At 26.2% G+C, this 23,856-nt stretch carries 21 protein-coding genes; 18 read left to right on the top strand and 3 right to left on the bottom strand.

What is annotated here, in order from left to right; translation table 11 throughout:
• A partial coding sequence (locus tag KQI16_RS13170; protein WP_442861798.1) for an IS1/IS1595 family N-terminal zinc-binding domain-containing protein occupies nucleotides 1–194 on the bottom strand: 194 nt, incomplete at its 3' end.
• 120 nt (nucleotides 195–314) lie between these two features.
• On the opposite strand from KQI16_RS13170, the gene KQI16_RS12620 reads away from it, so the two are divergent.
• The 7 genes from KQI16_RS12620 to galU all read left to right on the top strand — a co-directional run bounded on the left by KQI16_RS12620 (nucleotide 315) and on the right by galU (nucleotide 6,307).
• Nucleotides 315–662 (top strand): hypothetical protein, encoded by a 348-nt coding sequence (locus KQI16_RS12620; RefSeq protein ID WP_216434917.1) that lies wholly within the window; start codon nucleotides 315–317, stop codon nucleotides 660–662.
• Entirely contained in the window at nucleotides 649–1,434 is a 786-nt protein-coding gene (locus tag KQI16_RS12615; protein ID WP_216434915.1) for a glycosyltransferase, read from the top strand. Before KQI16_RS12620 ends, KQI16_RS12615 begins: the two co-directional genes overlap by 14 nt.
• Nucleotides 1,435–1,464: 30 nt before the next feature.
• Nucleotides 1,465–2,346 carry a glycosyltransferase family 2 protein gene (locus KQI16_RS12610; protein WP_216434913.1) on the top strand — a complete coding sequence of 294 codons (882 nt, stop codon included), beginning with the start codon at nucleotides 1,465–1,467 and terminating at the stop codon, nucleotides 2,344–2,346.
• 44 nt (nucleotides 2,347–2,390) lie between these two features.
• Complete coding sequence (gene glf / locus KQI16_RS12605) at nucleotides 2,391–3,503, top strand: UDP-galactopyranose mutase (RefSeq protein WP_216434911.1); 1,113 nt, start codon at nucleotides 2,391–2,393, stop codon at nucleotides 3,501–3,503.
• 1 nt (nucleotide 3,504) lies between these two features.
• Nucleotides 3,505–4,941: an oligosaccharide flippase family protein gene (locus KQI16_RS12600; RefSeq protein ID WP_216434909.1), complete on the top strand. Its 1,437-nt coding sequence runs from the start codon at nucleotides 3,505–3,507 to the stop codon at nucleotides 4,939–4,941.
• A gap of 64 nt (nucleotides 4,942–5,005) precedes the next feature.
• Entirely contained in the window at nucleotides 5,006–5,398 is a 393-nt protein-coding gene (locus KQI16_RS12595) for a hypothetical protein (RefSeq protein WP_216434908.1), read from the top strand.
• A 42-nt stretch (nucleotides 5,399–5,440) separates the two neighbouring features.
• Nucleotides 5,441–6,307, top strand: coding sequence for a UTP--glucose-1-phosphate uridylyltransferase GalU (galU, locus tag KQI16_RS12590; RefSeq protein WP_216434921.1), 867 nt, complete (start codon nucleotides 5,441–5,443; stop codon nucleotides 6,305–6,307).
• A 48-nt stretch (nucleotides 6,308–6,355) separates the two neighbouring features.
• Here the strand turns inward: galU and KQI16_RS12585 are convergent, their stop codons facing one another.
• The gene (locus KQI16_RS12585) at nucleotides 6,356–7,363 is read right to left on the bottom strand and encodes an LCP family protein (RefSeq protein WP_286173137.1); all 1,008 of its coding nucleotides are present in this window, start codon (nucleotides 7,361–7,363) and stop codon (nucleotides 6,356–6,358) included.
• A 394-nt stretch (nucleotides 7,364–7,757) separates the two neighbouring features.
• Here KQI16_RS12585 and KQI16_RS12580 point away from each other — a divergent pair, with 394 nt between their 5' ends.
• Genes KQI16_RS12580 through KQI16_RS12570 form a run of 3 tightly spaced genes read left to right on the top strand, consistent with a single transcriptional unit; the run spans nucleotide 7,758 to nucleotide 12,004 of the window.
• A complete protein-coding gene (locus tag KQI16_RS12580) occupies nucleotides 7,758–8,891 on the top strand; it encodes a glycosyltransferase family 4 protein (RefSeq protein WP_216434906.1) in 1,134 nt (377 codons plus the stop codon).
• Nucleotides 8,892–8,908: 17 nt separating this feature from the next.
• The gene (locus tag KQI16_RS12575; RefSeq protein ID WP_216434904.1) at nucleotides 8,909–10,057 is read left to right on the top strand and encodes a glycosyltransferase; all 1,149 of its coding nucleotides are present in this window, start codon (nucleotides 8,909–8,911) and stop codon (nucleotides 10,055–10,057) included.
• Between the two features lie 57 nt (nucleotides 10,058–10,114).
• Nucleotides 10,115–12,004 (top strand): cell wall-binding repeat-containing protein, encoded by a 1,890-nt coding sequence (locus KQI16_RS12570; RefSeq protein ID WP_216434902.1) that lies wholly within the window; start codon nucleotides 10,115–10,117, stop codon nucleotides 12,002–12,004.
• Between the two features lie 67 nt (nucleotides 12,005–12,071).
• Here the strand turns inward: KQI16_RS12570 and KQI16_RS12565 are convergent, their stop codons facing one another.
• Nucleotides 12,072–13,625: a cell wall-binding repeat-containing protein gene (locus KQI16_RS12565; protein ID WP_216434900.1), complete on the bottom strand. Its 1,554-nt coding sequence runs from the start codon at nucleotides 13,623–13,625 to the stop codon at nucleotides 12,072–12,074.
• A gap of 158 nt (nucleotides 13,626–13,783) precedes the next feature.
• On the opposite strand from KQI16_RS12565, the gene KQI16_RS12560 reads away from it, so the two are divergent.
• The 8 genes from KQI16_RS12560 to KQI16_RS12525 form a co-directional block, all read left to right on the top strand.
• On the top strand, nucleotides 13,784–15,202 hold the full coding sequence (locus KQI16_RS12560; protein ID WP_216434898.1) for an oligosaccharide flippase family protein: 1,419 nt from the start codon (nucleotides 13,784–13,786) through the stop codon (nucleotides 15,200–15,202).
• A 102-nt stretch (nucleotides 15,203–15,304) separates the two neighbouring features.
• Nucleotides 15,305–16,327 carry a glycosyltransferase family 2 protein gene (locus KQI16_RS12555; protein ID WP_286173136.1) on the top strand — a complete coding sequence of 341 codons (1,023 nt, stop codon included), beginning with the start codon at nucleotides 15,305–15,307 and terminating at the stop codon, nucleotides 16,325–16,327.
• 38 nt (nucleotides 16,328–16,365) lie between these two features.
• Nucleotides 16,366–17,463: a glycosyltransferase gene (locus KQI16_RS12550; protein WP_216434895.1), complete on the top strand. Its 1,098-nt coding sequence runs from the start codon at nucleotides 16,366–16,368 to the stop codon at nucleotides 17,461–17,463.
• 129 nt (nucleotides 17,464–17,592) lie between these two features.
• Nucleotides 17,593–18,885: a polysaccharide biosynthesis tyrosine autokinase gene (locus tag KQI16_RS12545; protein ID WP_216434893.1), complete on the top strand. Its 1,293-nt coding sequence runs from the start codon at nucleotides 17,593–17,595 to the stop codon at nucleotides 18,883–18,885.
• Nucleotides 18,886–18,901: 16 nt separating this feature from the next.
• Nucleotides 18,902–20,611 (top strand): asparagine synthase-related protein, encoded by a 1,710-nt coding sequence (locus KQI16_RS12540; RefSeq protein WP_216434891.1) that lies wholly within the window; start codon nucleotides 18,902–18,904, stop codon nucleotides 20,609–20,611.
• Complete coding sequence (locus KQI16_RS12535) at nucleotides 20,604–21,869, top strand: oligosaccharide flippase family protein (RefSeq protein WP_216434889.1); 1,266 nt, start codon at nucleotides 20,604–20,606, stop codon at nucleotides 21,867–21,869. The genes KQI16_RS12540 and KQI16_RS12535 overlap by 8 nt, the downstream gene beginning before the upstream one ends.
• A 23-nt stretch (nucleotides 21,870–21,892) precedes the next feature.
• Nucleotides 21,893–23,053, top strand: coding sequence for a glycosyltransferase (locus tag KQI16_RS12530; RefSeq protein ID WP_216434887.1), 1,161 nt, complete (start codon nucleotides 21,893–21,895; stop codon nucleotides 23,051–23,053).
• Nucleotides 23,037–23,856: hypothetical protein (locus tag KQI16_RS12525; protein ID WP_216434885.1), on the top strand; the 820-nt coding region annotated here is incomplete at its 3' end. The genes KQI16_RS12530 and KQI16_RS12525, both read left to right, overlap by 17 nt.

Here is a 23,856-nt window from a genome sequence, read left to right as displayed (position 1 = left end):
CCATTACCACAAACAGGACAACGAGGATATCCTCTCAATATACGATTTTTCTTACCCCTACAATCTTCAAAAGTAAACTGACGTCTACAGTCTTTACATTGATATTTTTGATTACCTGCTTTGTCTTTTCCAAAGCGATAGAGATTTTGACTATGGCATCTTGGACATGAAATTTTATTCAATAATTTGCACATAATTTCATCTCTCCTTCGGAGGCATTTTGTTTTTCTCTATATATAAGATAACTCAAAGGGGAGATGAAATTCAAATATCATATAACTTAACAAAACTTATTTTTGTGAAAGTAGGTTATTATGAAAAAAATATTAATAGTTCAAGAAACCCTTGTAGGTGGTGGAGCTGAAAGAGTTCGTGTTGATACATTAAATAAATTTGATTATTCAAAGTATGATGTGGAATTACTATTATTAAGAAAACAAGGTATATATCTTAATTCAATTAATAAAAATGTAAAGGTTAGGTATATCTTTGGCGATTTTGATAGTAAAAAAGGCTTAAATAGAATAATATCATGGAAAATATATAACCTTATATGCAGATTCTTTAGTAATATTCTTGTAAATAAATACATGAAGGATAATTATGATGTTGTAATAGGTTTTTTTATAAGGATTTTCAAGTTTATTAGTGTCAAAATATAAGAAAAATTCTAAAAAAATTGTATGGGTGCATAATGATTTAAAAAAATTAAAAACTATTACTAATGATATTGATAAGGATATTTATAATGAAGTTGATGAGATAGTTTGTGTTTCTCAAGATTCTAAAAAATCATTAATGGAGTTGTATCCGGAAATAACCAATAAAATTAATGTGATTTATAATATTATTGATAAGGAAAGTATAAAATTAAAGTCAGAGGAAAAAGTAACTGATATTAATTTTGATAAATTTACCCTTATAGGAGTAGGAAGGCTGAATATTCAAAAAAGATTTGATGTAATGATAAAAGCCTTTAAGATATTAAAAAATGAAAATATTAATGCACAATTAATAATTTTGGGAGAAGGTCCTGAAGAGAAGGAACTGAGAAACTTAATTGATAAGTTAGAACTAGTAAATGATGTTAGAATTATAGGATTTAAATCTAATCCATATAAATATATCAAAAAAGCTGATATATTTGTAATGTCTTCAGATTTTGAAGGTTTGCCTGTTGTATTATGTGAATCTTTAGTTTTGGGGAAAGCTATTGTGGCAACTAATTGTACTGGACCGGCAGAATTATTAGATTATGGTAAGTATGGTGTATTATGTGATTGTGATAATCCAGAAGCTTTAGCAAATTCTATTAAAAGCTTAATAGAAGATTATGATAAGAGACATGGTTATTCATTAAAAAGTTTAGAAAGAAGTAAAATATTTGATGAAAATAAAGTTTTGAAAGAAATATACAGCTTAATTAATAAATAAGTTATATATTAATTTAGGAGGAAATTAATAGTGAAAATTTGTGCTATAGTAGTAACTTTTAATAGAATAAATTTATTAAAGCAAACCATAGAAAAATTGAAAAATCAAACTAGATCTTTAGATAAGATAATAATTATAAATAATGCAAGTACTGATGGTACAACTGATTATTTGAATACCATAAATGATACTAATATTGAAATTATTAATTTAGATAAAAATGAAGGTGGAGCTGGTGGTTTCTATAGAGGAGTAAAATATGCATCTGAAAAAGAATATGATTATATGTGGATTATGGATGATGATACTTTTGTAGAACCAGATTCATTGGAAAAATTAGTTGAAGGATTAAATAAATTAAAGGATAGGAATATTGGATTTGTTTGTAGTAATGTCCTATTTAAAGATTCTAAGCCTTGCTTAATGAATATACCTATGGTATCTGATGCATGGAATGAATTTGCTGCGGATGGAATAATAAAAGTAAACTCAACTTCCTTTGTATCAGTTTTAGTTAATAAAAAAGCAGTTGAAAAGGTTGGGCTGCCAATAAAAGAATTTTTTATTTGGGCTGATGACTTAGAATTTACAACAAGAATAAGTAAAGAGTTTGAATGTTATATGATTTCTAATAGTATTGTATATCATTATATGAATGAAAATAAGGGGATTGACATAATAAATACTGAGGCTAATAGAGTGGGGAGATATTTTTACGAGTTTAGAAATAAGTTCTATATAAATAAGAAAAATGGAATTAGAGGTTTTTATTCATATTTTAAATATGTAGTAGGAACTGTATTAAGAATACTTATTAAGAAAAATCAAAGTAAAATTAAGAAGATATCTGTTGTACTTAAAGGGGTAATAGCTGGAATTACATTTAATCCTAAGATTGAAAAATTAAGTTAGTTAATAAAATTATTTTACATAAATAAATATAGGGAGTATTGATTATGAAAAAATATGATTATTTAATAGTTGGTTCAGGTCTTTTTGGATCTATATTTGCACATGAAGCAAATAAAAGGGGAAAAAAATGTTTGGTTATAGATAAGAGAGACCATATTGGGGGAAATATATATACAAAAGAAATTGAGGGTATTAACGTACATATATATGGTGCTCACATATTCCATACAAGTAATAAAGAGGTATGGGATTATGTAAATAGTTTTGCTGAATTTAATAGATATACAAATTCACCAGTGGCTATATATAAAGATGAGCTTTATAATTTGCCATTTAATATGAATACATTTAATAAGTTATGGGGAGTTAAAACTCCAGCAGAAGCAAAAGCTAAAATTGAGCAGCAAAAGCAAGAAAGTAATATTGATGAGCCTAAAAATTTAGAAGAACAAGCTATAAAGCTTGTTGGAAAAGATATATATGAAAAATTAGTTAAGGGCTATACAGAGAAACAATGGGGAACAAGAGCAACAGAATTACCAGCCTTTATTATTAGAAGATTACCTGTAAGATTTACCTATGATAATAATTATTTTAATGATAAATATCAAGGAATACCTATTGGTGGCTATACTAAGATAATTGAAAAGATGCTTGAAGGTATAGAAGTGAGACTTAATACAGACTTCTTTAAAAATAGAGAAGAATTAGAAAAAGTTGCAGATAAAATTGTATTTACTGGAATGATAGATGAATTCTATGATTATAAATTTGGCGAGTTAGAGTATAGAAGTTTAAGATTTGAGCATGAAATTTTAGATGAAGAAAATTATCAAGGTAATGCAGTTGTTAACTATACAGAATATGAAATACCTTATACAAGAATAATAGAACATAAGCATTTTGAATATGGAACTCAACCTAAAACAGTAACTACTAAGGAATATCCTGCAAAATGGGAAAAAGGTGATGAACCATATTATCCTGTAAATAATGAAAAAAATAATGAATTATATGCTAAATATAAAGAGCTGGCTGATAAGGAGAAAAATGTTATTTTTGGTGGAAGGCTGGCTGAATACAAATATTATGATATGCATAATGTAATTGAGAAAGCTTTAAGTGTAGTTAAAGATGAATTTGGAAAGGTAGAATAATATGCAAATTATAAAAAATTTTTTATATAATTTATCATATCAAATATTAGTTTTAATTTTACCTTTAATTACAGTACCATATATATCAAATGTACTAGGAGCAAAAGGTGTAGGCGACTACGCCTTTACTTTTGCTAATACACAATATTTTGTCTTATTTGGTATGGTAGGTATAACTTTATATGGAAATAGGCAAATTGCTTATGTAAGAGATGATAAAGAAGAATTAAAAAATAGCTTTTACTCTATATATTTTGTACAAGTATTAACAATGACAATATCTATTATATTATTTATAATATTTGCATTTTCCTTTAATAAGGGTCTATACAGAATGTTATATTTAGTTCAAGGAGTAAATATATTAGCATCATTAGTTGATATTTCATGGTTGTTCATGGGACTTGAACAATTTAAAAAGACTGTAGTAAGAAATACTATTGTTAAACTGCTATCTCTTGCTTGTATTTTTATTTTTGTAAAGGATAGCAAAGATTTAGTAGTTTATACATTAATACTTGCTTTAGCAAATTTCTTAGGGAATTTAACATTCTGGCTATATATACCGAAGATGTTTGGTTTTAAAAATATTAAAATAAATAGAATTTCAAAACACTTGAAATCTTCACTAGCATTATTTATTCCTCAAATAGCAATACAAGTATATATATTATTAAGTAGAACTTTATTAGGTGTATTTACGGATACAGTTCAAGTTGGATATTATGAAAATTCACAAAAACTTGTAAATATGGCTCTTACCGTTGCAACAGCTATAGGAACAGTTATGATGCCTAAAATATCAAATACCGTTGCATCTGGAGATATGAAAAAAGTAAAATATTATATTTCAAATTCATTCTTTTTTATGAGTGCCATATCAATACCGTTGACATTAGGACTTTTAGGAGTAGCTAAGGAATTGTCTCCTTGGTTTTTTGGTAAAGAATTTATTGGAATAGAAAAATTAATAATAATAAGCTCAATAATTATATTAGCAATTAGTTGGTCTAATGTTTTAGGAACTCAATTGCTAGTGCCCTTAAATAGAATAAAAGAATTCACCAGCTCAGTAACTTTAGGTGCTATAGTGAATTTTTTATTAAATTTAGTGTTATTAAAATCGATGGGAAGTATAGGAGCTTGCATAACAACTGTAATTGCAGAATTAACTGTTACTGTTACTCAATTTTATTTTCTTAGGAAGTTCTTAAATATAACTGAACTCATTAAATCCGTTCTTTTATTCTTTCCCGCAGGAATACTTATGCTTATAGTTGTTAGAGTTATCGGAGTATCAATGGAAGCTAAAATATTAACAACTATAATTCAAGTTATTATTGGTGGATTAACTTACTTAATTAGTATATTTATTCTTTATAAAGTAGTTTACAAGCAAAATATCATAAATTATATAAAAAAGATGATCAAAGAATAATAGATAAGTAAGGCTAAGATGCAAAAGAAAAGGAGAAACATTTATAGGTTTTTATTTAAGAAAAATGTTAGTTCAAAGGAAAATGTTTTTTATAGCAATTTTTATTAGCCTAACTTCATTAATATTAATTAAGAATGGAAATATTATTTATGGATTAGAATTATGGGGACATAGTTATACAAATTATATTTTAGATTTTATTATACCAACTTCAATGTCTATATTAGTTTTTAATATATCTAAGTATTTAGAAAATAATAAATTATTACAGGAGTTAGGTAAAAATAGTATTGTAATAATGTGCTTGCATATATCCATAAATGGAATATTAAGCAAAGTATTTAATGATTATGGAGTAATACTATTTACGATTATTGGTATTATTATTCCTTATAATTTATCTAAATATATATTTAATAAAAATAAATTATTGAAGAAATTATTTATTGGATTATGATGATGAAATAAAATGGAGGAGAAAAAATAAATGGAAAAGAACATTAAGGTAAGAAAAGCAATAATACCAGCAGCTGGACTTGGGACTAGATTCTTACCAGCAACAAAAGCTCAGCCGAAGGAAATGCTTCCAATAGTTGATAAACCAACTATTCAATATATTATAGAAGAAGCTGTAGCATCAGGTATTGAAGAGATATTAATAATAACTGGAAGAAATAAAAAGTCTATAGAGGATCACTTTGATAAATCTATGGAATTAGAAGCTGAACTTGAGAAAAACAATAAGGAAGAAATGCTTAATATGGTAAGAAAAATATCAAATATTGCAGATATTCATTATATTAGGCAAAAGGAACCTAAAGGATTAGGTCATGCAATTTTATGTGCAAAAGCTTTTGTTGGAAATGAACCTTTTGCAGTTTTACTTGGAGATGATGTAGTAGATTCTGAGACACCTTGTTTAAAGCAATTAATGGAGTGTTATAATGAATATAAAACATCAATATTAGGGGTTCAAACAGTACCAACAGATGATGTGAATAAATATGGAATTGTAGATGGACTTCATATTGAAGATAGGGTATATAAGGTTAAGAACTTAGTTGAAAAACCAACCATAGAGGAGGCTCCAAGCAATGTAGCTATTTTAGGCAGATATATTATAACTCCTCAAATTTTTAAAATATTAGAAGAAACAAAGCCTGGAAAAGGTGGAGAAATACAACTTACCGATGCCCTTCAAACATTGATTAATAATGAAGCTATGTATGCTTATAATTTTGAAGGAAGAAGATATGATGTTGGAGATAAACTTGGTTTCTTAAAAGCAACTATTGAATTTGCATTAAAGAGAGAAGAATTAAGAGAGCCATTGATTAATTATTTAACAAATAGAGAATTAATATAAAAAAACAATCCCAGTAAAGCTAATTAACTTTACTGGGATTATTTTATATTATCTTATATCATTAAAAATATATTCTCTCATTTGTTGTTTAGCAGTTTCAATATCGAAGGTCAAATAATAAATTCCATCGATATTAGCTCCTTCAGCATATCCATCTCTTGGGAACCTATCCTGTTCTAAATTATTACCAATTCTAGCAACATCTGTAGCAAGAGATAGTATTTCAGTTGTGCTTAAGCTTGTTTCTACATATGGTAATAAGTCGTTAAGTAAAGCAGGATATGAAGTTACAGGAGAACTTAATACTTTATCAAATAATGCATTTAAAACTGTTCTATGTCTTTGAGTTCTTTCGAAATCTCCCCCGGCTGTATATCTTATTCTTGAATAAGCAAGGGCCTGAATTCCATCTAAATGTTGAACGCCAGGTGAATAGATATTTGCTGAAGATGTACCTTCTAGGGAATTTAAATGATTTATATATTCATTAATGTATTCAATTTCATCACTTGTAATTTCTATATCAATTCCGCCTAATAGGTTTATTATTATAGGTAGACTAGAAAAATCAACAGTTGCATAGTTTTCTATATTTAACCCAAAATTTTCGTTTATTGTTTTTATTGCAAGCTCTGGACCACCGTAAGCATAAGCATGATTTATTTTATCTTGACCATAACCATCAATATAAACATAAGAATCTCTCATAATTGAAGTTATCTTTAATTTTTTATGAACTGGATCAACTGTAGCAACCATTATAGAATCTGAACGACCGCCTTCTCCAGAAACTGAATCTACTCCAAAAAGAGCTATGTTTGTAATTTTATTAGCATTTTTATATTGGTCAAATTCCTCTTCGATTATACCCAGATCTTCTGTATTAAGTTTAGTTTTTTCCATCTTGCTTAATATTCCAATAATATATCCGCCACCGATAATAAGAACAGCAAGTAAAGTAAATAAAAGTCCCATAAGTATTTTAAAACCTAAGGATTTTTTTTTCTTCTTTTTCTTTTTCCTTTTCATTTCATTTATGTTTTGATTTTTAGACATTTCTACACTCTCCTTCAATGTATATTTTACCATATTTATTAGATATCTTTCAATTTGGCTGAGATTAATGTAACAAAAATTTTATAATAAAAATATTTATTAATTTTAATAAATATTTTAAATAATATAAAAAAATAACATATAAAAAATCAAAAAAATACAAAATAGATGAATAAATTACTTTTTTTTATTGTATGAAAAAATAATATCATATATAATTAAATAGTGTAGAAAAATTGGGAAAAATATAGAAGGAAGGTTAATATTTTGAGAAAGGGTAAAATTAAAAGAATTGTGGCAATGGCTTTAGTTTGTTCTTTATTAATATATAAATTTGTGATTTATTAAAAATAGTGTATATTAATAATATAAAAATAATTTTATGGAGATTAATATGAAGGTACTACAGATATGCTCATTTTATGCTATAAACAAATTATATAGAAATCTATTTGAAGATTTAAATAATATTGATATTGAAAGTGATATATATATTCCTTGCAAACCAAAGCTTATACCAAATAATATTAGAAATAATGAATTTTATTCTTCAGAATATAAAAATGGAGATAATATTTTTGAGAAAATATTTAATATTTTTTCTCAATACGAGTATTACTCTAAAAATAATAAAATTTATAGCAATATGAAAGAAAAAATTAATTTTAAAAATTATAATTTTATACATGCTCATTCTCTATTCGAGAATGGATATTTGGCATATAAGGCAAAGTTGGAATTTGGAATAGATTATATTGTTGCCGTAAGAAATACTGATGTAAATGGGTATTTTAAAAGGGCAATTCATTTAAGAAAAATTGGTATAGAAATTATGAAAAATGCAAAAAAAGTTATATTTATATCACCAAGTTATAGAGAGTTAGTATTAAAAAAATATGTGAAAAAAGAAGAAGTAAGTTTATTAAAAAATAAGTGTGAAGTTATACCTAATGGAATAGATCCCTTTTGGTTTAACAGTATGGTTAATAAGCCAAGAAGAATAGAAAATAATTCTGAAATTAAGCTTATTCAGGCATGTAGAATTGATAAAAATAAGAATTTAGAAACTTCAATAAAAATATGTAAAGAGCTTAGACGGTCAGGTATTAATTGTTATTTGAGTATTGTTGGAGATGGACCCAATAAGAATAATTTAATAAAGAAATATGGAAGCTTAAACTATGTAAAATTTTATGATAAGCAAGCTAAAGAAGAACTTAGTGAGCTTTATGATAATAATCACATTTTTATAATGCCTTCTAAATATGAAACTTTTGGATTAGTATATGTGGAGGCAATGAGCAGAGGACTTCCAATTATTTATACCAAGGGACAAGGAATAGATAAGTTTTTTGCAGATGGTAAAGTTGGTTATCCAATTGTCTATAACAGTATAAATGAAGGTGTAGAAGCTTTTAATAAAATAATAAACAATTATTCTAATATAAGTAAAAATTCATTAAAGTATTGCAAGTTATTTTCCTGGGAAATTATTGCGAAAAATTATAAAAATATATATTTGGAATAGATTTAGGAGTTGTTTATATGAATATTTTAATTATACCCTCATGGTATAATACTAAGAAAAATCCTACAAATGGCAGTTTTTTTAGGGAGCAGGCAATGGCTCTAAAAGATGCAGGCCATAATGTTATTGTTGCATTTGTAGAAGTAGAATTAATATCATCAAAATTAAAAGATAAGAAAATAAATGTTTATGAAGATAATGGAGTTAAAACTTATAGAATAATACAAGCTAAGCTTCCTAAAACAGGGAATATAGGAACGGCTTTTGCTTTTAAAATAGGTTTAACTAAGATATATAAGTATATTAAGGAAAGGGAGAAAGTAGATATTGTACACCTTCATTCTTGTTTGTGGGGTGGCCTGGCTGCTGTTTCTATAAGTAAAAAGCTAAGGGTACCTTTAGTTATAACTGAACATAGCTCCTATTATGCAAGATTTAAGGTTAGTTATTTTGAAGAACTTATAATTAAATATACTTTGAAAAATTCAAAGAAGCTTCTTGCAGTTAGTAATTCATTAAAAAATATTCTGTCTAAATATAATTGTGATATAGAAGTTTTGCCTAATATGGTTGATTGTGATAAATTTAGACCTAAAGAAAACTTGTTAAATTATAAAGATAATAAGGATGAGTTTACTTTTCTATCAGTAAGTTATTTAAATAAAAATAAGGGAACAGATATTTTAATAAGGGCTTTTGCAAAGTATTTTAATAATTTAAATGTTAAATTAGTTATCGGGGGAGATGGACCTGAGAGGGAGAACTTGATACAATTAGCAACATCATTGAATATTCTTAATAAAATAGAATTTACAGGTGCCTTATCTAGGGAAAGGGTATATGAAGAAATAGATAATTGTGATGCTTTTGTTTTAGCAAGCAGATTTGAAACTTTTGGAGTGGTACTAATTGAAGCTTTATCAAATGGAAAACCAGTTATTAGCACTAAAAATGGCGGAGCAAATGAAATAGTTAGTGAAGAAAATGGCCTATTAATAGATATCGATAATGTTGATCAGCTTGGAAAGGCCATGAAGCATATAATGGAAAATTATCAAAAATACGATAAAAAGAAGATAAGAGAAAAATGTAGTAAAATCTATGATAGGAAGGTAATTGTAGAAAAATTAGAAAATTTATACAAAGACTGTTTGTCGGTCAATTGAATAAGAAACTTTTTTAATATATAATTTATTTATATGAATAAAAATGGAGGTGAAGATTTGATAGTAAGAAAAAATAAAATAAGGCTATTAGCATTTCTTTTTGTAATTGCTGTTATGAGCATTTTTATGCCGACATATAACAATAAAGTTAAGGCAGCGGTTAAGGATAGCTCTAAAGAGTTTGAAATAATGCTAAAAGAAATAATTCAAGAATATGGTAAAGATAATATTATATTCGAAGATGGTATTGTTTTAGAAGAAAATGAAAGTATAAATTTAAATGAGTTATCTAATGAAAGTTCAATTAATTGGATTAGTAGAAATACTGATATTGCTAAAATTAATGAAAAAACATTATATGGAGTATCAGAAGGAACTACTTTTATAGTTGGAGAATTAAATGGAAAGTATTATTTAAGAGAACTTTACATAGCTTCTTCAAAGGCTTCAATATTATATTCAGCAGCTAATGAAACAAATAATTCTGATAGAAAAGGCCAATATTTAGTTTATTTAGATCCAGGACATGGTGGAGAGGAACCAGGTGCCATTGGAAATGGGATAACTGAGAAGGATTTAACTTTAAAGTTAGCTTTAGGTGTTAAACAAAGATTAGAAGCTTCAGGAATAAAGGTAATAATGAGTAGAGAATCAGATGTTACTGTTTCCTTACAAGATAGAAGTAAAGGAGCTAATGATATTAATCCTGATGCTTTTGTATCAATACATTTAAATTCCTATGATAAGCCTACAGCATATGGAATTGAAACCTGGTATTATAAAGATATGGACAAACCATTAGCTGATAAACTACAAGCTAAGCTGATTGAATATACTAAGGCTTGGAATAGAGGTGTAAAGAAGGAAGAGTTCCATGTAATTAAAGCAACTAAAATGCCAGCTTCATTAGTTGAGGCAGGTTTTATAAGTACACCAGAGGAAGCAGAGTTATTAAAATCTGAAAGTTATCAAAATTTAATTATGGATGCTATAGCAAATGGAACAATTGAATATTTAAATAAAAATATAGCCATAGAACCATTATTTGCTGAAAGGATATTTGGAAGTACAAGATATGAAACTTCATATAATATTTTTAATAAGGGATGGGAAACATCTGAAAATGTTATTTTAGCTTCAGGTATTGATTATCCAGATGCACTATGTGCTGCACCTTTGGCAGTTAAGTATAATGCTCCAATATTATTATCAAGAAACACAACATTAGAAGCTCAGCCAGATTTAAAAGCATCTTTAGTAAATAAGGGAGTAAAAAATGTTATTATTATAGGTGGAGAAACTGCAATTCCTAAAGTAATTCAAGATCAAATTGCATCATTAGGAATAAATGTAAGAAGAATTGGTGGAAAAGATAGATATGAAACAGCTGTATTAATTGCAAAAGAAGTTGGAGTTACTAATGGAGAAATTGCATTAGCTAATGGAATGAGTTTTGCAGATGGATTATCTATTTCTCCAATAGCAGCTAAAAAACAAAGTCCTATTTTATTAACTAAAAAAGATAGTATTCCAGAGGTTACTAAGAATTTTATTCATGAAAATGCGATTAATAAAACTTATGTAATTGGACAAACAACAGTTATTGCAGATAGTGTAGCAGTTCAAACAAAGGGTCCTGAAAGATTAGGGGGAGCTAATAGATACGAAACTAATGCTATAATATTTAATAGATTTAAACCTGAGATTAATTTGGATACAATTTATGTAGCATCAGGCTTAGCATTCCCAGATGCATTATCATCATCTGCTTTAGCAGCTAAAAATGGCAATTTTGTATTATTATCTAATACAAGACAAGTTGAAAATTCTGTAAAGAACATTATTAAAGAAATCAAAGTTAATTTAAATGTAGTATATGTTTTAGGCAGCAATGTTGTAATATCAGATAATATTGTACTTGGATTGGGTGTAGACAAGCTAAGATAAAAATTAATCAATGAAAACTAAAGGGTTAGTTACAGATTTTAAGTAACTAACCCTTTTTATCATTGTTTTAGTTTTCTGGCATATGAAGATATGATGAAACTTTTGGATCGGAACTAATATATTTAAATAGTCCAGGAACAGATTTGAAACCAATTCCTTCTCTTATCATATCTTGATTATCTAATTTATATTCCTCTACAGCATTAAGTACACTTTCTTTTTCTAAATTATTATCAGCAGTACTTTCTATTAGAAGTTCATTAGGTACGTAAGATGCTTCACTAGGAGGTATAAAAAATCTACAGTCATAAATTAGGTTATTTTTATATAATTCATAAATTAGTTTTCCAGTTGCTAAATGTTGTGGATGTGTATCATATTTATAACTATGCACTACATGAGTAACATTAGGGAAACTATTTTGAAAATATGTTACTGCATCACTAATAACATCTTCATTTATATTATTTTCAGGTTGTCCTAACATAACAATATTTTCAGGTAATATTCCTAATTTTGATACTGCTGAAAGAAATTCTGCATTTCTTAAGTTGATCTTAGTTTCAGTAGATATGTTTTTATAACGACTCCAGTTGAATACTTCTGAGCCAGTACCATCTGTAACTAATACAATATAAACATTTTCTCTTCCAACTGCTTGAATTGCATCTACAATAGCACTTCCAGCAAATAATGTTTCATCATCTTGGTGTTGGGAATAGAAAACTACAGTATCTCCATATAAATAAGCCTTGGCTCTTCTAACAGCAATAGCATCTATATCACCAAAAACAGTAATACTTTTAGCTCCTGCAATAACACTTTTATCGGAAGCAGCAGATACTAATACTACTGGTTCTTTTAATGCAGAAGAGGTTAAGGCGTCTATAAGAACATCAGATTTACTTAAGTTTACATGAGTTTTATTTGGGAAAAATTTATTAATTACATTTTTATTTGTTTCGAATCTATTTAAGCCAGAAATTCTTTCTGAAAATGCATCGAAACTTGTACTTAATACTGTTGTTCCACCGATTGAATAAGATTTTATATTTTTTTTGTAACTGCTATCGAGCCCGTTAGTTAAAATTACTGGATTTTTTCGAGAAGCTGCTACCGGAGCAATACTCATAGCATCAGCTTGTCCTTTAATACCGTTGACATAATAAATTTCTTGCACACCTTTTATGCTTTCTATTTCCTTTGCTACAGCAATAGAAGTATCATATCTATTATCTCCTGCAAGTCTTTTAACTGACTTGCCTAATTTAATTAATTCTTTTTCTAAATTAGGAGATATTACTGTATTTCCACCTACAATATAAATATTAGCAGCCTTATGTAATTTTTCTAATGTGCTGTTGGGTATAGTTGTATCTCTTGTTAATAATATTGGAGCATTTAAAGCTCCACTTAAACCACTTGCAGATAAACCGTCAGCGATTGAAAGGCCGTTAACAAGTATTACATTCTGGTAATCTATTTTATCAGCAATTAAACTAGCAGTCTCATATCTATCACTTCCTTGTATGTAGTCGACTTCTACAGCTTGTACCTTTGAATTTATAAATCCTAGAGCAATAAAAGCTGTAATAATACTCTTTATAAAAATTTTTTTCATCGAAGCACCCCCTACATAATTATTATAATAGAACATTTATGAAATAAATCTATATTTTTATAAATTTAATAAATAATTCAGTTTTATATTTTTATTCTTATGATAATATAGAAATATCATAAGAATATATTTTACATAATAGATCATAGGAGAGAACAATGAATAGATTAGTTAAGAAATTTATAGAGTTTTCAATTGGAAACGGTATAGTATTGCTATTAGGCTTTATATCCTCACCGATAATAACTAGAATTATTTCCCCAGAGGAATATGGTAAGGCCTCTATGTTTACTACCTTTACTAGTTTAATAGTATTAATAGCAACAATGGGAATGGATCAAGCATATATCAGATATTTTAATGATGAAGAGGAGGAAAATAGGGGAGGACTCTTAGGAAAAAGTATAGGAATAACATTTATATTAAATTTAATAATTGGAGTTGTTATATTACTTTGTTATAAGCAGGCTTCCATTTTTATTATAGATGAACAATCTTTCTTCTTAATTATTTTAGTATTAATACATAATATCTTTAGTACAGTTGGAAATTTTTCTTTGATTCATGTAAGAATGAAGCAAAGAGGAAAAGCATATTCATTAATAACTGTTATAAATAAGCTATCTTATTTAATATTTATTGGATTATTTTATTTTGTATTTAAAGATCATTACTTAACTATAGTTATAGCAACTATATTATCTAATATTGTTAGAATGTTATGGTCTATTTATATAGAAAAGTATGATTGGAAAAATGTTAAGAGAGTAAATGAAGTAAAAACTAGTTCAAGAGAGTTGATTTATTATGGAATACCATTTATATTTTCAATGGCTATAACATGGCTTTTCCAATCAATAGATAAAGTTTCATTAAGAATTTATAGTACCTATACAGAAATTGGTTTATATAGTGGTGCGATGACTATTATAGGATTATTAAATAATTGTCAGGCTGCCTTTACGACTTTTTGGACTCCTGTGGCTTATGAGAAATATTCTAATAATCCAGAAGATACAAAATTTTTTACAAATGCAAATCAAATTGTGTCAGTAGCGATGATAATAATATCTATATGGATTATAGCAGCAAAAGATCTTATTGTTAAATTACTTGGAAGTGAATACGAAGGTGCACAATTTATTTTTCCCTTTTTAGTAATGATGCCTATAATGTACACAATTTCAGAGACCACAGTTCTTGGAATAAATTTTATGAAAAAAACAAAGTATCATATTTATATTGCTACTTTTTCTGCTTTATCTAATATTATAGGTAACTTATTATTAGTTCCTAAATACGGGGCAACAGGCGCTGCAATTTCAACAGGGCTTGCATATGTAGTGTTTTTTATAACGAGAACTTATTATTCTAGAAAATTTTATAATGTAAAATTTTATATGATAAGGTTTTGGATTTCTATAGCTTTAGTTTATATATTAGCGGCATATTCAAGTTTATATAAATTTGATTATATTATATTATTATTAACTATTTTTAGTACAATAGCAGTTATATTTTTATATAGAGAAATAATAATGAAATCACTTACCATTGCACTAAGAAAAAGAAAGTAGAAATTATGGTAACTAGACAATATATATATAAAAGTATTATAATTAATAAAGCTAATATCATAGTTAAAGAATAAGCTATGAAGGGATTAAGGAGTGGAAATTTTGAAAAAAACTGTTTCGGTTGTTATTCCATGTAGAAATGAAGAAAAGTATATTAAAAAATGCATTGAATCTTTTTTAAATCAAAGCTATCCTAAAGAACTTATAACAATAATAGTTGCAGATGGAATGTCAACAGACAATACTAGAAAAATTGTTAAGGATTTAATAAAAGAAAACAAAAATGTAGTTTTGCTTGATAATAAAGGTATATCAGCTCCAAAAGGAATGAACTTAGGGATAAATTATACAAATTCAGATATAGTTATTATTTTTGGAGCCCATGCATATGCAGATAAAAATTTTGTGTTAGAAAATGTATTAGCTCTAGAAAACGAAGAAATTGGCTGCGCTGGTGGTCTTATAACTACAATAAATGAAACTATTAAAGGAGCTGCTATAGCTGAGGCTATGAGCTGTCCCTTTGGAGTAGGAAATGCCTTATTTAGATACGCTGAAACTGAAAGTTTTGTAGATACTGTTGGTTTTGGAGCTTATAGAAGAACTTTATTAGATAAAATTGGATTATTTGATGAAGAATTAGTTAGAAATCAAGATGATGAATTAAATTTTAGAGTCCAAAAAAGTGGAGCTAAAATTTTACTTACTCCAAAGATAAAATCTACTTATTTTAGCAGAGGAGATTTTAAAAAATTATGGAGACAATACTATCAATATGGTTTTTGGAAAGTAAGGGTTATTCAAAAGCATAAAAGGCCTGCTTCTGTAAGACATCTAATACCTCTTATGTTTGTATTGTTCTTAACCTTTGGTGGTATTCTAAGTATTTTTTCTAATTTTATTAAAAATATTTATTTTTTAATATTAGGATTATATTTATTATTAGATTTATTATTTAGCAGCAAAATATCAATAAAAAAGAATATGAGATATTTAGGATACTTAATTGTAACCTTTCCTATTCTTCATATATCTTATGGATTAGGATTTATTCTTGGAATTTTCAATTTTTATATATTTAAAAGTTCTAAAATTGAAGAGGCAAACAAGAGAATATCTAGATAGAAGAAGAAAATACCATTATTTGGTTGAAGAGGTGTATTATGAAGATATGTTATTTAAGCGATGCAAATAGTATACATACTAAAAAATTATGTTACTTTTTTAGGGATAAGGGTTATGATGTCAGTGTAATTTCTCTTAATGATGGAGAAATAGAAGGCGTTAAAGTTTACAGTATGTCTTTGAAAATTAAAAATGTAAGTAATACTATTTCTAAGATTAGATATTTAAAAAATGTTGCTAAAATTAAAAATTTAGTAAATGAAATTAAACCAGATATATTACATGCTCAATATGCTACTAGTTATGGATTGATTGGCTCTTTGGTAAATTATAAGCCTTATATACTTTCTGTTTGGGGAAGTGATGTTTATGATTTTCCAAAGAAATCGATTATTCATAAGAATATAGTTAAATATAATTTAAATAAGGCAGACATAGTATTATCAACTAGTAAGGTAATGGCAGAAGAAACTAAGAAATATATAGATAAAGATATATTAGTTACTCCTTTTGGGGTAGATATAAATAAGTTTAAGCCGAATAATAATAAAAATTTAAAAAGTAATGAATTAGTAATAGGAACTATAAAAACATTAGAAGAAAAGTATGGTATAGAATATCTAATTAAAGCTTTTCACATATTGATAAGTAAAGATAATAATTTAAATATTAAGTTAAAGATAGCAGGTAAGGGAAGTAAAGAAAGTCAATTAAAAGCTTTATGTAAAGATTTAAAAATTGAAGATAAGGTAGAGTTTTTAGGATTTTTACATCCAGATAAGGTACCTGATACGCTTAATGAGTTTGACATAGCTGTTTTTCCTTCTATATTAGATAGTGAAAGTTTCGGAGTAGCTGCAGTAGAAGCACAAGCTTGTGGTATCCCAGTTATAGTTTCTAATGTTGGAGGACTAATGGAATCAACAAAACCTAATTTTTCTAGTTTGGTAGCAAGGAGAAAAGATGAAGTAGATTTAGCTGATAAGTTAGAAAAATTAGTATATGATGATAATTTAAGAATATCAATGGGACAGAATGCAAGAAAATTTGTGGAAGATAATTATAATGTTGTGGATAATTTTAATTATATAGATGAAATATATAAAGAGACATTAAAGGAAAGCTCTAAATTTTAATATTGAAGATATAGAATCAAAAGAATTCTATATCTTTTTATACATAAGTTATGTAAGGATTATAATTTTAGATACTATAAGATTATTTAAAAAACAGATTTTATTAATTAAAAGTTAGGAGATGAAAGAATGGAACCAGAAATAATTAAATTTGAGGATGTAATAAGAGGATGCATAAGAAGGTGGAAAAGTATCCTTATTTTTACTATATGCACAACAGTTTTATCTGTATTTGTTGCAAAAGGATTAAAAGATGTAGTTACATATCAAGGTAATTTTAAAGTTCTTGTGAAAAATGAGTATGTTTTAGATAGTGAAGGTAAAATAATAAAAAAAGATGATAACTTAGTTAAAAATTATATAGAATTAATGAAGACTAGAGATTTTGCTAAGAATTTGCTAGAAAGAACTGATTTAAATATAAAGGTTCAAGACGTATTATCCGGCTTAGATTTAGTTAATATTGAAAATTCTAATTTTATTCAAATTAAATATAACAGTGCTACTGAAGAACAAACTGAAAAAGTATTAAAAGCTATGAAAGATGAACTTTTAGAAGTAGCCGATAAAGATGAATATGGAAAGGTTACAGTAGAAGAAAATGTAGCAGTTTTTGAAAAAAGCGATATGAGAAACGGTAAGTTAATAATTTTAATTGGATTTGTTGGAGGGCTAGGACTTTCTTCCTTATTATCTTTTGTACTTGAATGTGTTAATAAAACATTTAGAACAAAGGGAGAGCTTGAAAGGGAGCTTAAGCGTCCTATCATTGCTAGTATTCCCAAATTTAAAGAAAAAAATTCCGATGAAAATTTAGATTTTTATAATACATTAGCTGCAGATATAAAGTTTGGAAAAATGACTAAAGATAAAAAAATAATTGCAGTTACTTCATCTATAGCTGGAGAAGGAACAACAACAACTGCAGTTAATTTAGCCTTGGCATTAAGTAATTCTAATAAAACTTTATTAATTGATGGAAACATAAAAAAGCCTTCTATCTCTAAATTCCTTAATATAAGTGAAACTAAGGGTTTAGCAGAAGTAATTGATAAAAAAGCAAATTTAGAAGAAGTATTGATTAATTTTAATAAAAACATGGATGTGTTACTTGCTGGAGAAGCTAAAGCTAATTCAATTGCTTTATTTGATTCCTTAGAATTTGATAAATTGATAGATGAACTTAATAAAAAATATGATTACATAATTATTGATACAGCACCATTACAATTATCAGCTGATAGCAGAGTTATATCTAATAAATGTCATGGAACTATTTTAGTAGTTAGAGCTGAATATGTGAAAAAGGATATAGTGAAGAATACAATTGAGAATATAGAAAATTTACAAGTAAGATTGATTGGTCTTGTGTTTAATTACGGAGATAGCTTTAGAAATAAATATCATAATTATAAAATCTAGATAGGAGACAGTTCTTATGAGAGGTACAACTATTATTCATACTAAAAAAAAATATAATAAAGGAAGCTTAAAAACTGATGAATTAATAGAAAATGATAAGTTTGTTATATATAAAAATTTTAATGGTAAATTTGAAAAAGAAAAAGTATTTGAGGAAGATGATGATTTAGCTGTAGTTATTGATGGAGTTATATTAAACAATAAAGAATTACAAAAAGCTTATAAAGTCAACGATAACTTTACTTTGATAAAAGAAATGTATTCTAAAAAAGGAATTAAGTTTATTGATGATTTAAGTGGAAATTATTATGGAATAATTTATGATAAGAAAAAAGATGAATTATATACATTTACTAATCATCTTGGAAATAAGCCCCTTTATTATTATTTTGATAAAGAAAAAGAAACTTTTATTGCAAGTAGTGATTTATTTAATTTAGTAAAAGCTCTTAAGGAATTAGGAATAATTGTACACTTAGATGAACTTGGAGCATATTATATGCTTACCTTTGGATATATGATTGAAGATACAACCTTAATTGAGGAAATAAAAAAATTAGAACCAGGAACAATTTTATGTTTAAAAGAAAACAAAATTAAAAAAGAACAGTATTTCTTTATTGATAATGAAAATTATCTAAAAGATAGTGAAGAAGAAATTATGTATAATATGAACGAGCTTCTTAAGAAATCAATCGATATGTCCTTTAGAAAAGATATTGAAAACGGCTATAGACATATTGCTTACTTAAGTGGCGGTCTTGATTCAAGAATGATTTCAATTATAGCTAAAAAACTTGGATATGATAATATTACAACAATAACTTTTTCAGAAAATTATTCTAGGGATGAAAAGATAGCAAGAAAAATTGCTGATGATTTTAGATTAAATCATATCTTTAAAAGTTTAAATAATGGTGATTTTCTTAAGGAAATAGATTTAGCTGTAGAGGCAAACTTTGGACAAAATATATATTCTGGAGCTGCACATTTAGTTACAACAAATAATTTAATAAATTTCGATAACTTTGGATTTATTCATAACGGAAATTTAGCTGATGTTATGCATGGAGATTATATAGAGGCACGTAGACATACAGAACCTAATATAGAAAATTGGATGTATTCTAAGACTTTAAAACATAGAGTTGAACATATTATTCCAATGGTTAAGGAAAAGTATAGAAATGAAGAAAAATTTGCGATTTATAATAGGGGAATAAACGGTATGTATAATGGTTCTATAAGTTCATTAGATATTTCTGAAACTTGCGAACCTTTTACAAATAAAGATTTAGTTGCTTATTGTAGTAGAATGAAACCTGAACATAAATATAAAGAAAATTTATTTATAAAGATGATACAAAAATATTATCCAGAGGCAACAAATTATAAGTGGCAAAAATGGAATCTTAAACCTACTAAATTTAATACAAAGTTTATGGGAACTTTTCCTGGTAAGGTTTTTAGGGTTTTAGATACTCAATTTCAGAGATTCACAACTCAAAGTAATAATATGAATCCTTTTGATAAGTGGTATAATAATAATGAAAGTTTAAGAAATTTTATAAATGATTATTTAAGAGAAAACATATACTTATTAGAAGGTTATCCGGATATCGCAAGTGATTCTAGACTGTTAATTGAAAATGGAAATGTTATTGAAAAAACACAAGTTATGACTTTATTAAATTTTATAAAAAGGATAGAAGGTATCTATGAATAAAAAAGAAATTAAAGATCTATTAAGTAAGGGTTTAATTCAAATATTTAGTGCCAATTTTATTAATAAAATAATACAGTTTACAACAGTTCTTCTTCTTACACGAATAATTTCTGTTACTGAGTATGGCTCCTTTAGTTATGCTCAAAATACTATGAATTTTGCTTTATTGCTTGAGGGCTTAGGAGTTACATCTGGAATATTACAATATTCAAGTGTGGCTACGGAACCTTCAGAAAAATATAAATTTTTTGGGTTTGGAGTAAAATTAGGTTTTATTTTTAATATATTAATAAGTGCTTTCCTTATGATATATTCTATATGGGGAGCAGTTGCCATTTCATCAAGCAGGCATTATTTATTTATAATGTCCTTTATACCCTTATTTAGTATAATGTATAATTCCATTCAGTCTTATTTAAGATCTACATTAAGAAATAAGGAATATAGCAGACTAACTGTTTTTAATACTGTTGCATATTTTGCATTTACTGTTTCTTTGTCTTATATGATGAGTGCAAATGGACTGGTTTTAGGAATGTATATTGCATACTTTAGTACTATAGTATATGGAATTTATTTAATCAGAGAAGATATTAAGAAATTTAAATTTATCAACATAAAAGAGAAAAGTGTAAAATTTCAATTTATAAAATATTCAGTAATTACAGTATTAAGTAATGCAATGTCACAAATACTTTATTTGCTTGATACTCAATTAATAGGTATATTTACACAAAGTGAGGAGTTACTAGCAAATTATAAAGTAGCAACAACTATTCCTTTCAATATAAATTTTATACCTATGTCTTTAATGGTTTTTGTTTATCCTTATTTTGCTAACAATAAGGATAATAAGCAATGGGTTAAAAATAAATTATTAAAGTTAATTAAAGCTTTAGGGGCATTAAATTTATTAATAAGTTTAGGAGGAATTATATTTGCAAAGCCTATTTTTTATATAATCTTTCCTAAATATACTGAGGCCATAACTGCTTTTAGAATACTTATGGTTGGATATTTTGTTACAGGAACTTTTAGAATTCCATTTGGTAATATATTAGCAAGTTTAGGCAATGTTAAAGCTAATTTAATAAATGCTATAATCACTGGTTCAATTAATATAGTTTTAGATGTTATTCTTATAAGTAAATTTGGAAGTATTGGAGCTGCAATTACTTCTTTAAGTGTAGCGGTTATATCATCAATACTTCAAGGTATTTTTATAATGAGGCATATAAATAAAATGAAAGAAAATTAATTTATTAGGAGAAGAGGAGAATTATGAAAATATTAATATTACCTTCTTGGTATCCAGATGATGAGAAACCGCTGAATGGAATATTTTTTAAGGAACAGGCAGAAGCACTTGTTAAGGAAAATATTGAGGTTATTGTTTTAAGCATAAATATAAAAGATATAAGAAAAATAAATTTTAAAAAGAAGCTTAATAGTCTTGAAATAACTAATGAAAATGGAGTTAAGGTTTATAGATATAATACTTATAATTATTTTCCTAAATTACAAGAGTTTTATTTAAATTATTATTCTAAGCTAGTTGAAAAGCTAATTAACAAAATAATAATTAATGAAGGTAATATAGATTTAATACATATTCATTCAGCATTAGATATGGGGATTGCTTATGCAAAATCAAAAATAAATATTCCTTATATAATTACTGAACACTCTACTAAATATTCAAGAAATATTATAAATAAGACACAAAAAAAATATTTGCCTTATGTATTTAATAAAGCAGAAAAAGTAATTTCTGTAGGTAAGGGATTAAAGGAAGAAATAGAAAAATATTCAGGTAATAAGAGGGTTGATATAATTCCTAATTTAGTAAATATGCCTAAGCAATATATAAGTAGTGAGAAAGTTAAAAAAGAAAAGTTTAGATTTTTTAGTTTAGGATTTTTAACTTATAAAAAAGGTATGGATTTATTGGTTGAAGCCTATAATTTAGCTAAAGATGAATTAGAAGATGTAGAATTATTTATTGGAGGAGATGGAGAGGAAAGGAATAATATCCAAGCCCTAATAGATAAATATGATTTAAATGATAGAATTATTTTACTAGGAGAATTAAGCCGGGAAGAAGTGGCAAAAAATATGATGGAATGTGATAGCTTTATATTAGCTAGTAGGTTTGAAACCTTTGGAATAGTTTATATAGAGGCAATGAATTATGGAAAACCTGTAATTGCAACACGAACAGGTGGACCAGATACTTTTTTAAATGAAAAGTGTGGAATATTAGTTGAAAATGAAAATGTTGAAGAAATAAAAAAGGCAATGATAAAAATGAAAAACACTTATGATGAATATGATAAAAAATATATTAGTGAATTTTGCGAAAATAACTTTTCAGAAAAGGTTATAGCGCAAAAATTAATTTCAGTATATAAAGAGGTAATTAATAATGCAGATGCTACTTAGAGTATTATTAAATAACTCATTTTTTAATATTCTTATATTTTTTATTAATTCATCAATAAGTGATGCCTTATTTAAGAGATTTTATATTCATCCTAGTTTAATAAGTATTGGAAGATTGTTTTTAAATTTAATTTTTATTTTTGTAATGTTCTTTTATGTTTTGACAAAAAGAATTCATTTAAGAACCTATGATAAGATAGTAATGTTTATATTATTAATAGGTGCAAGTATATTAATTACACCAGAAAAAGTTGAAGCTATAAAAGTTTATATTAACTTTATAGGGATGCTTTCTTATTTTATTATATTATTTAATGTTATAGAAAAAGAAAGAGTGATAATGTATTTAAAAAATTATTGCAATTTATTAGTGATATTAGATTTATTATCAATATTTATTTTTAAAAGTATTGGTTATATGGAAAACTCTAGTGTAATAAGGGGAATACATTTGAGTAGGAGCACTTTTACAATATATTTATTCCTATGTGTATTTGTATATTTATACTATTTATATATCTTTTATAAAATAAATCATAGAATAAAGAAATCAATTGTGTTTATGCTTTTCCTAAGTATATTATTAATTTTAATGTCTAAAAGTTCAACAGGGATATTAATTGTAGTTTTATTTTTACCATTAATGATTTTTATAAATAATGATAAAAAATTAAAGATAGCAATTATTAGTTCGATGGCTTTTTCTATGATTCTTCCATTAATGAATTTGAATTCAAAATTTTTAAATAAAATTATAGGAAATTTTTTTGGTAAAAATCTTACTTTTAGTGGAAGAAAATATA

It is taken from the genome of Caproiciproducens sp. MSJ-32, from assembly GCF_018918055.1.
Taxonomy (GTDB): Bacteria; Bacillota; Clostridia; order Clostridiales; family Clostridiaceae; genus Clostridium.
This window is presented reverse-complemented; position numbering and strand designations above follow the sequence as displayed.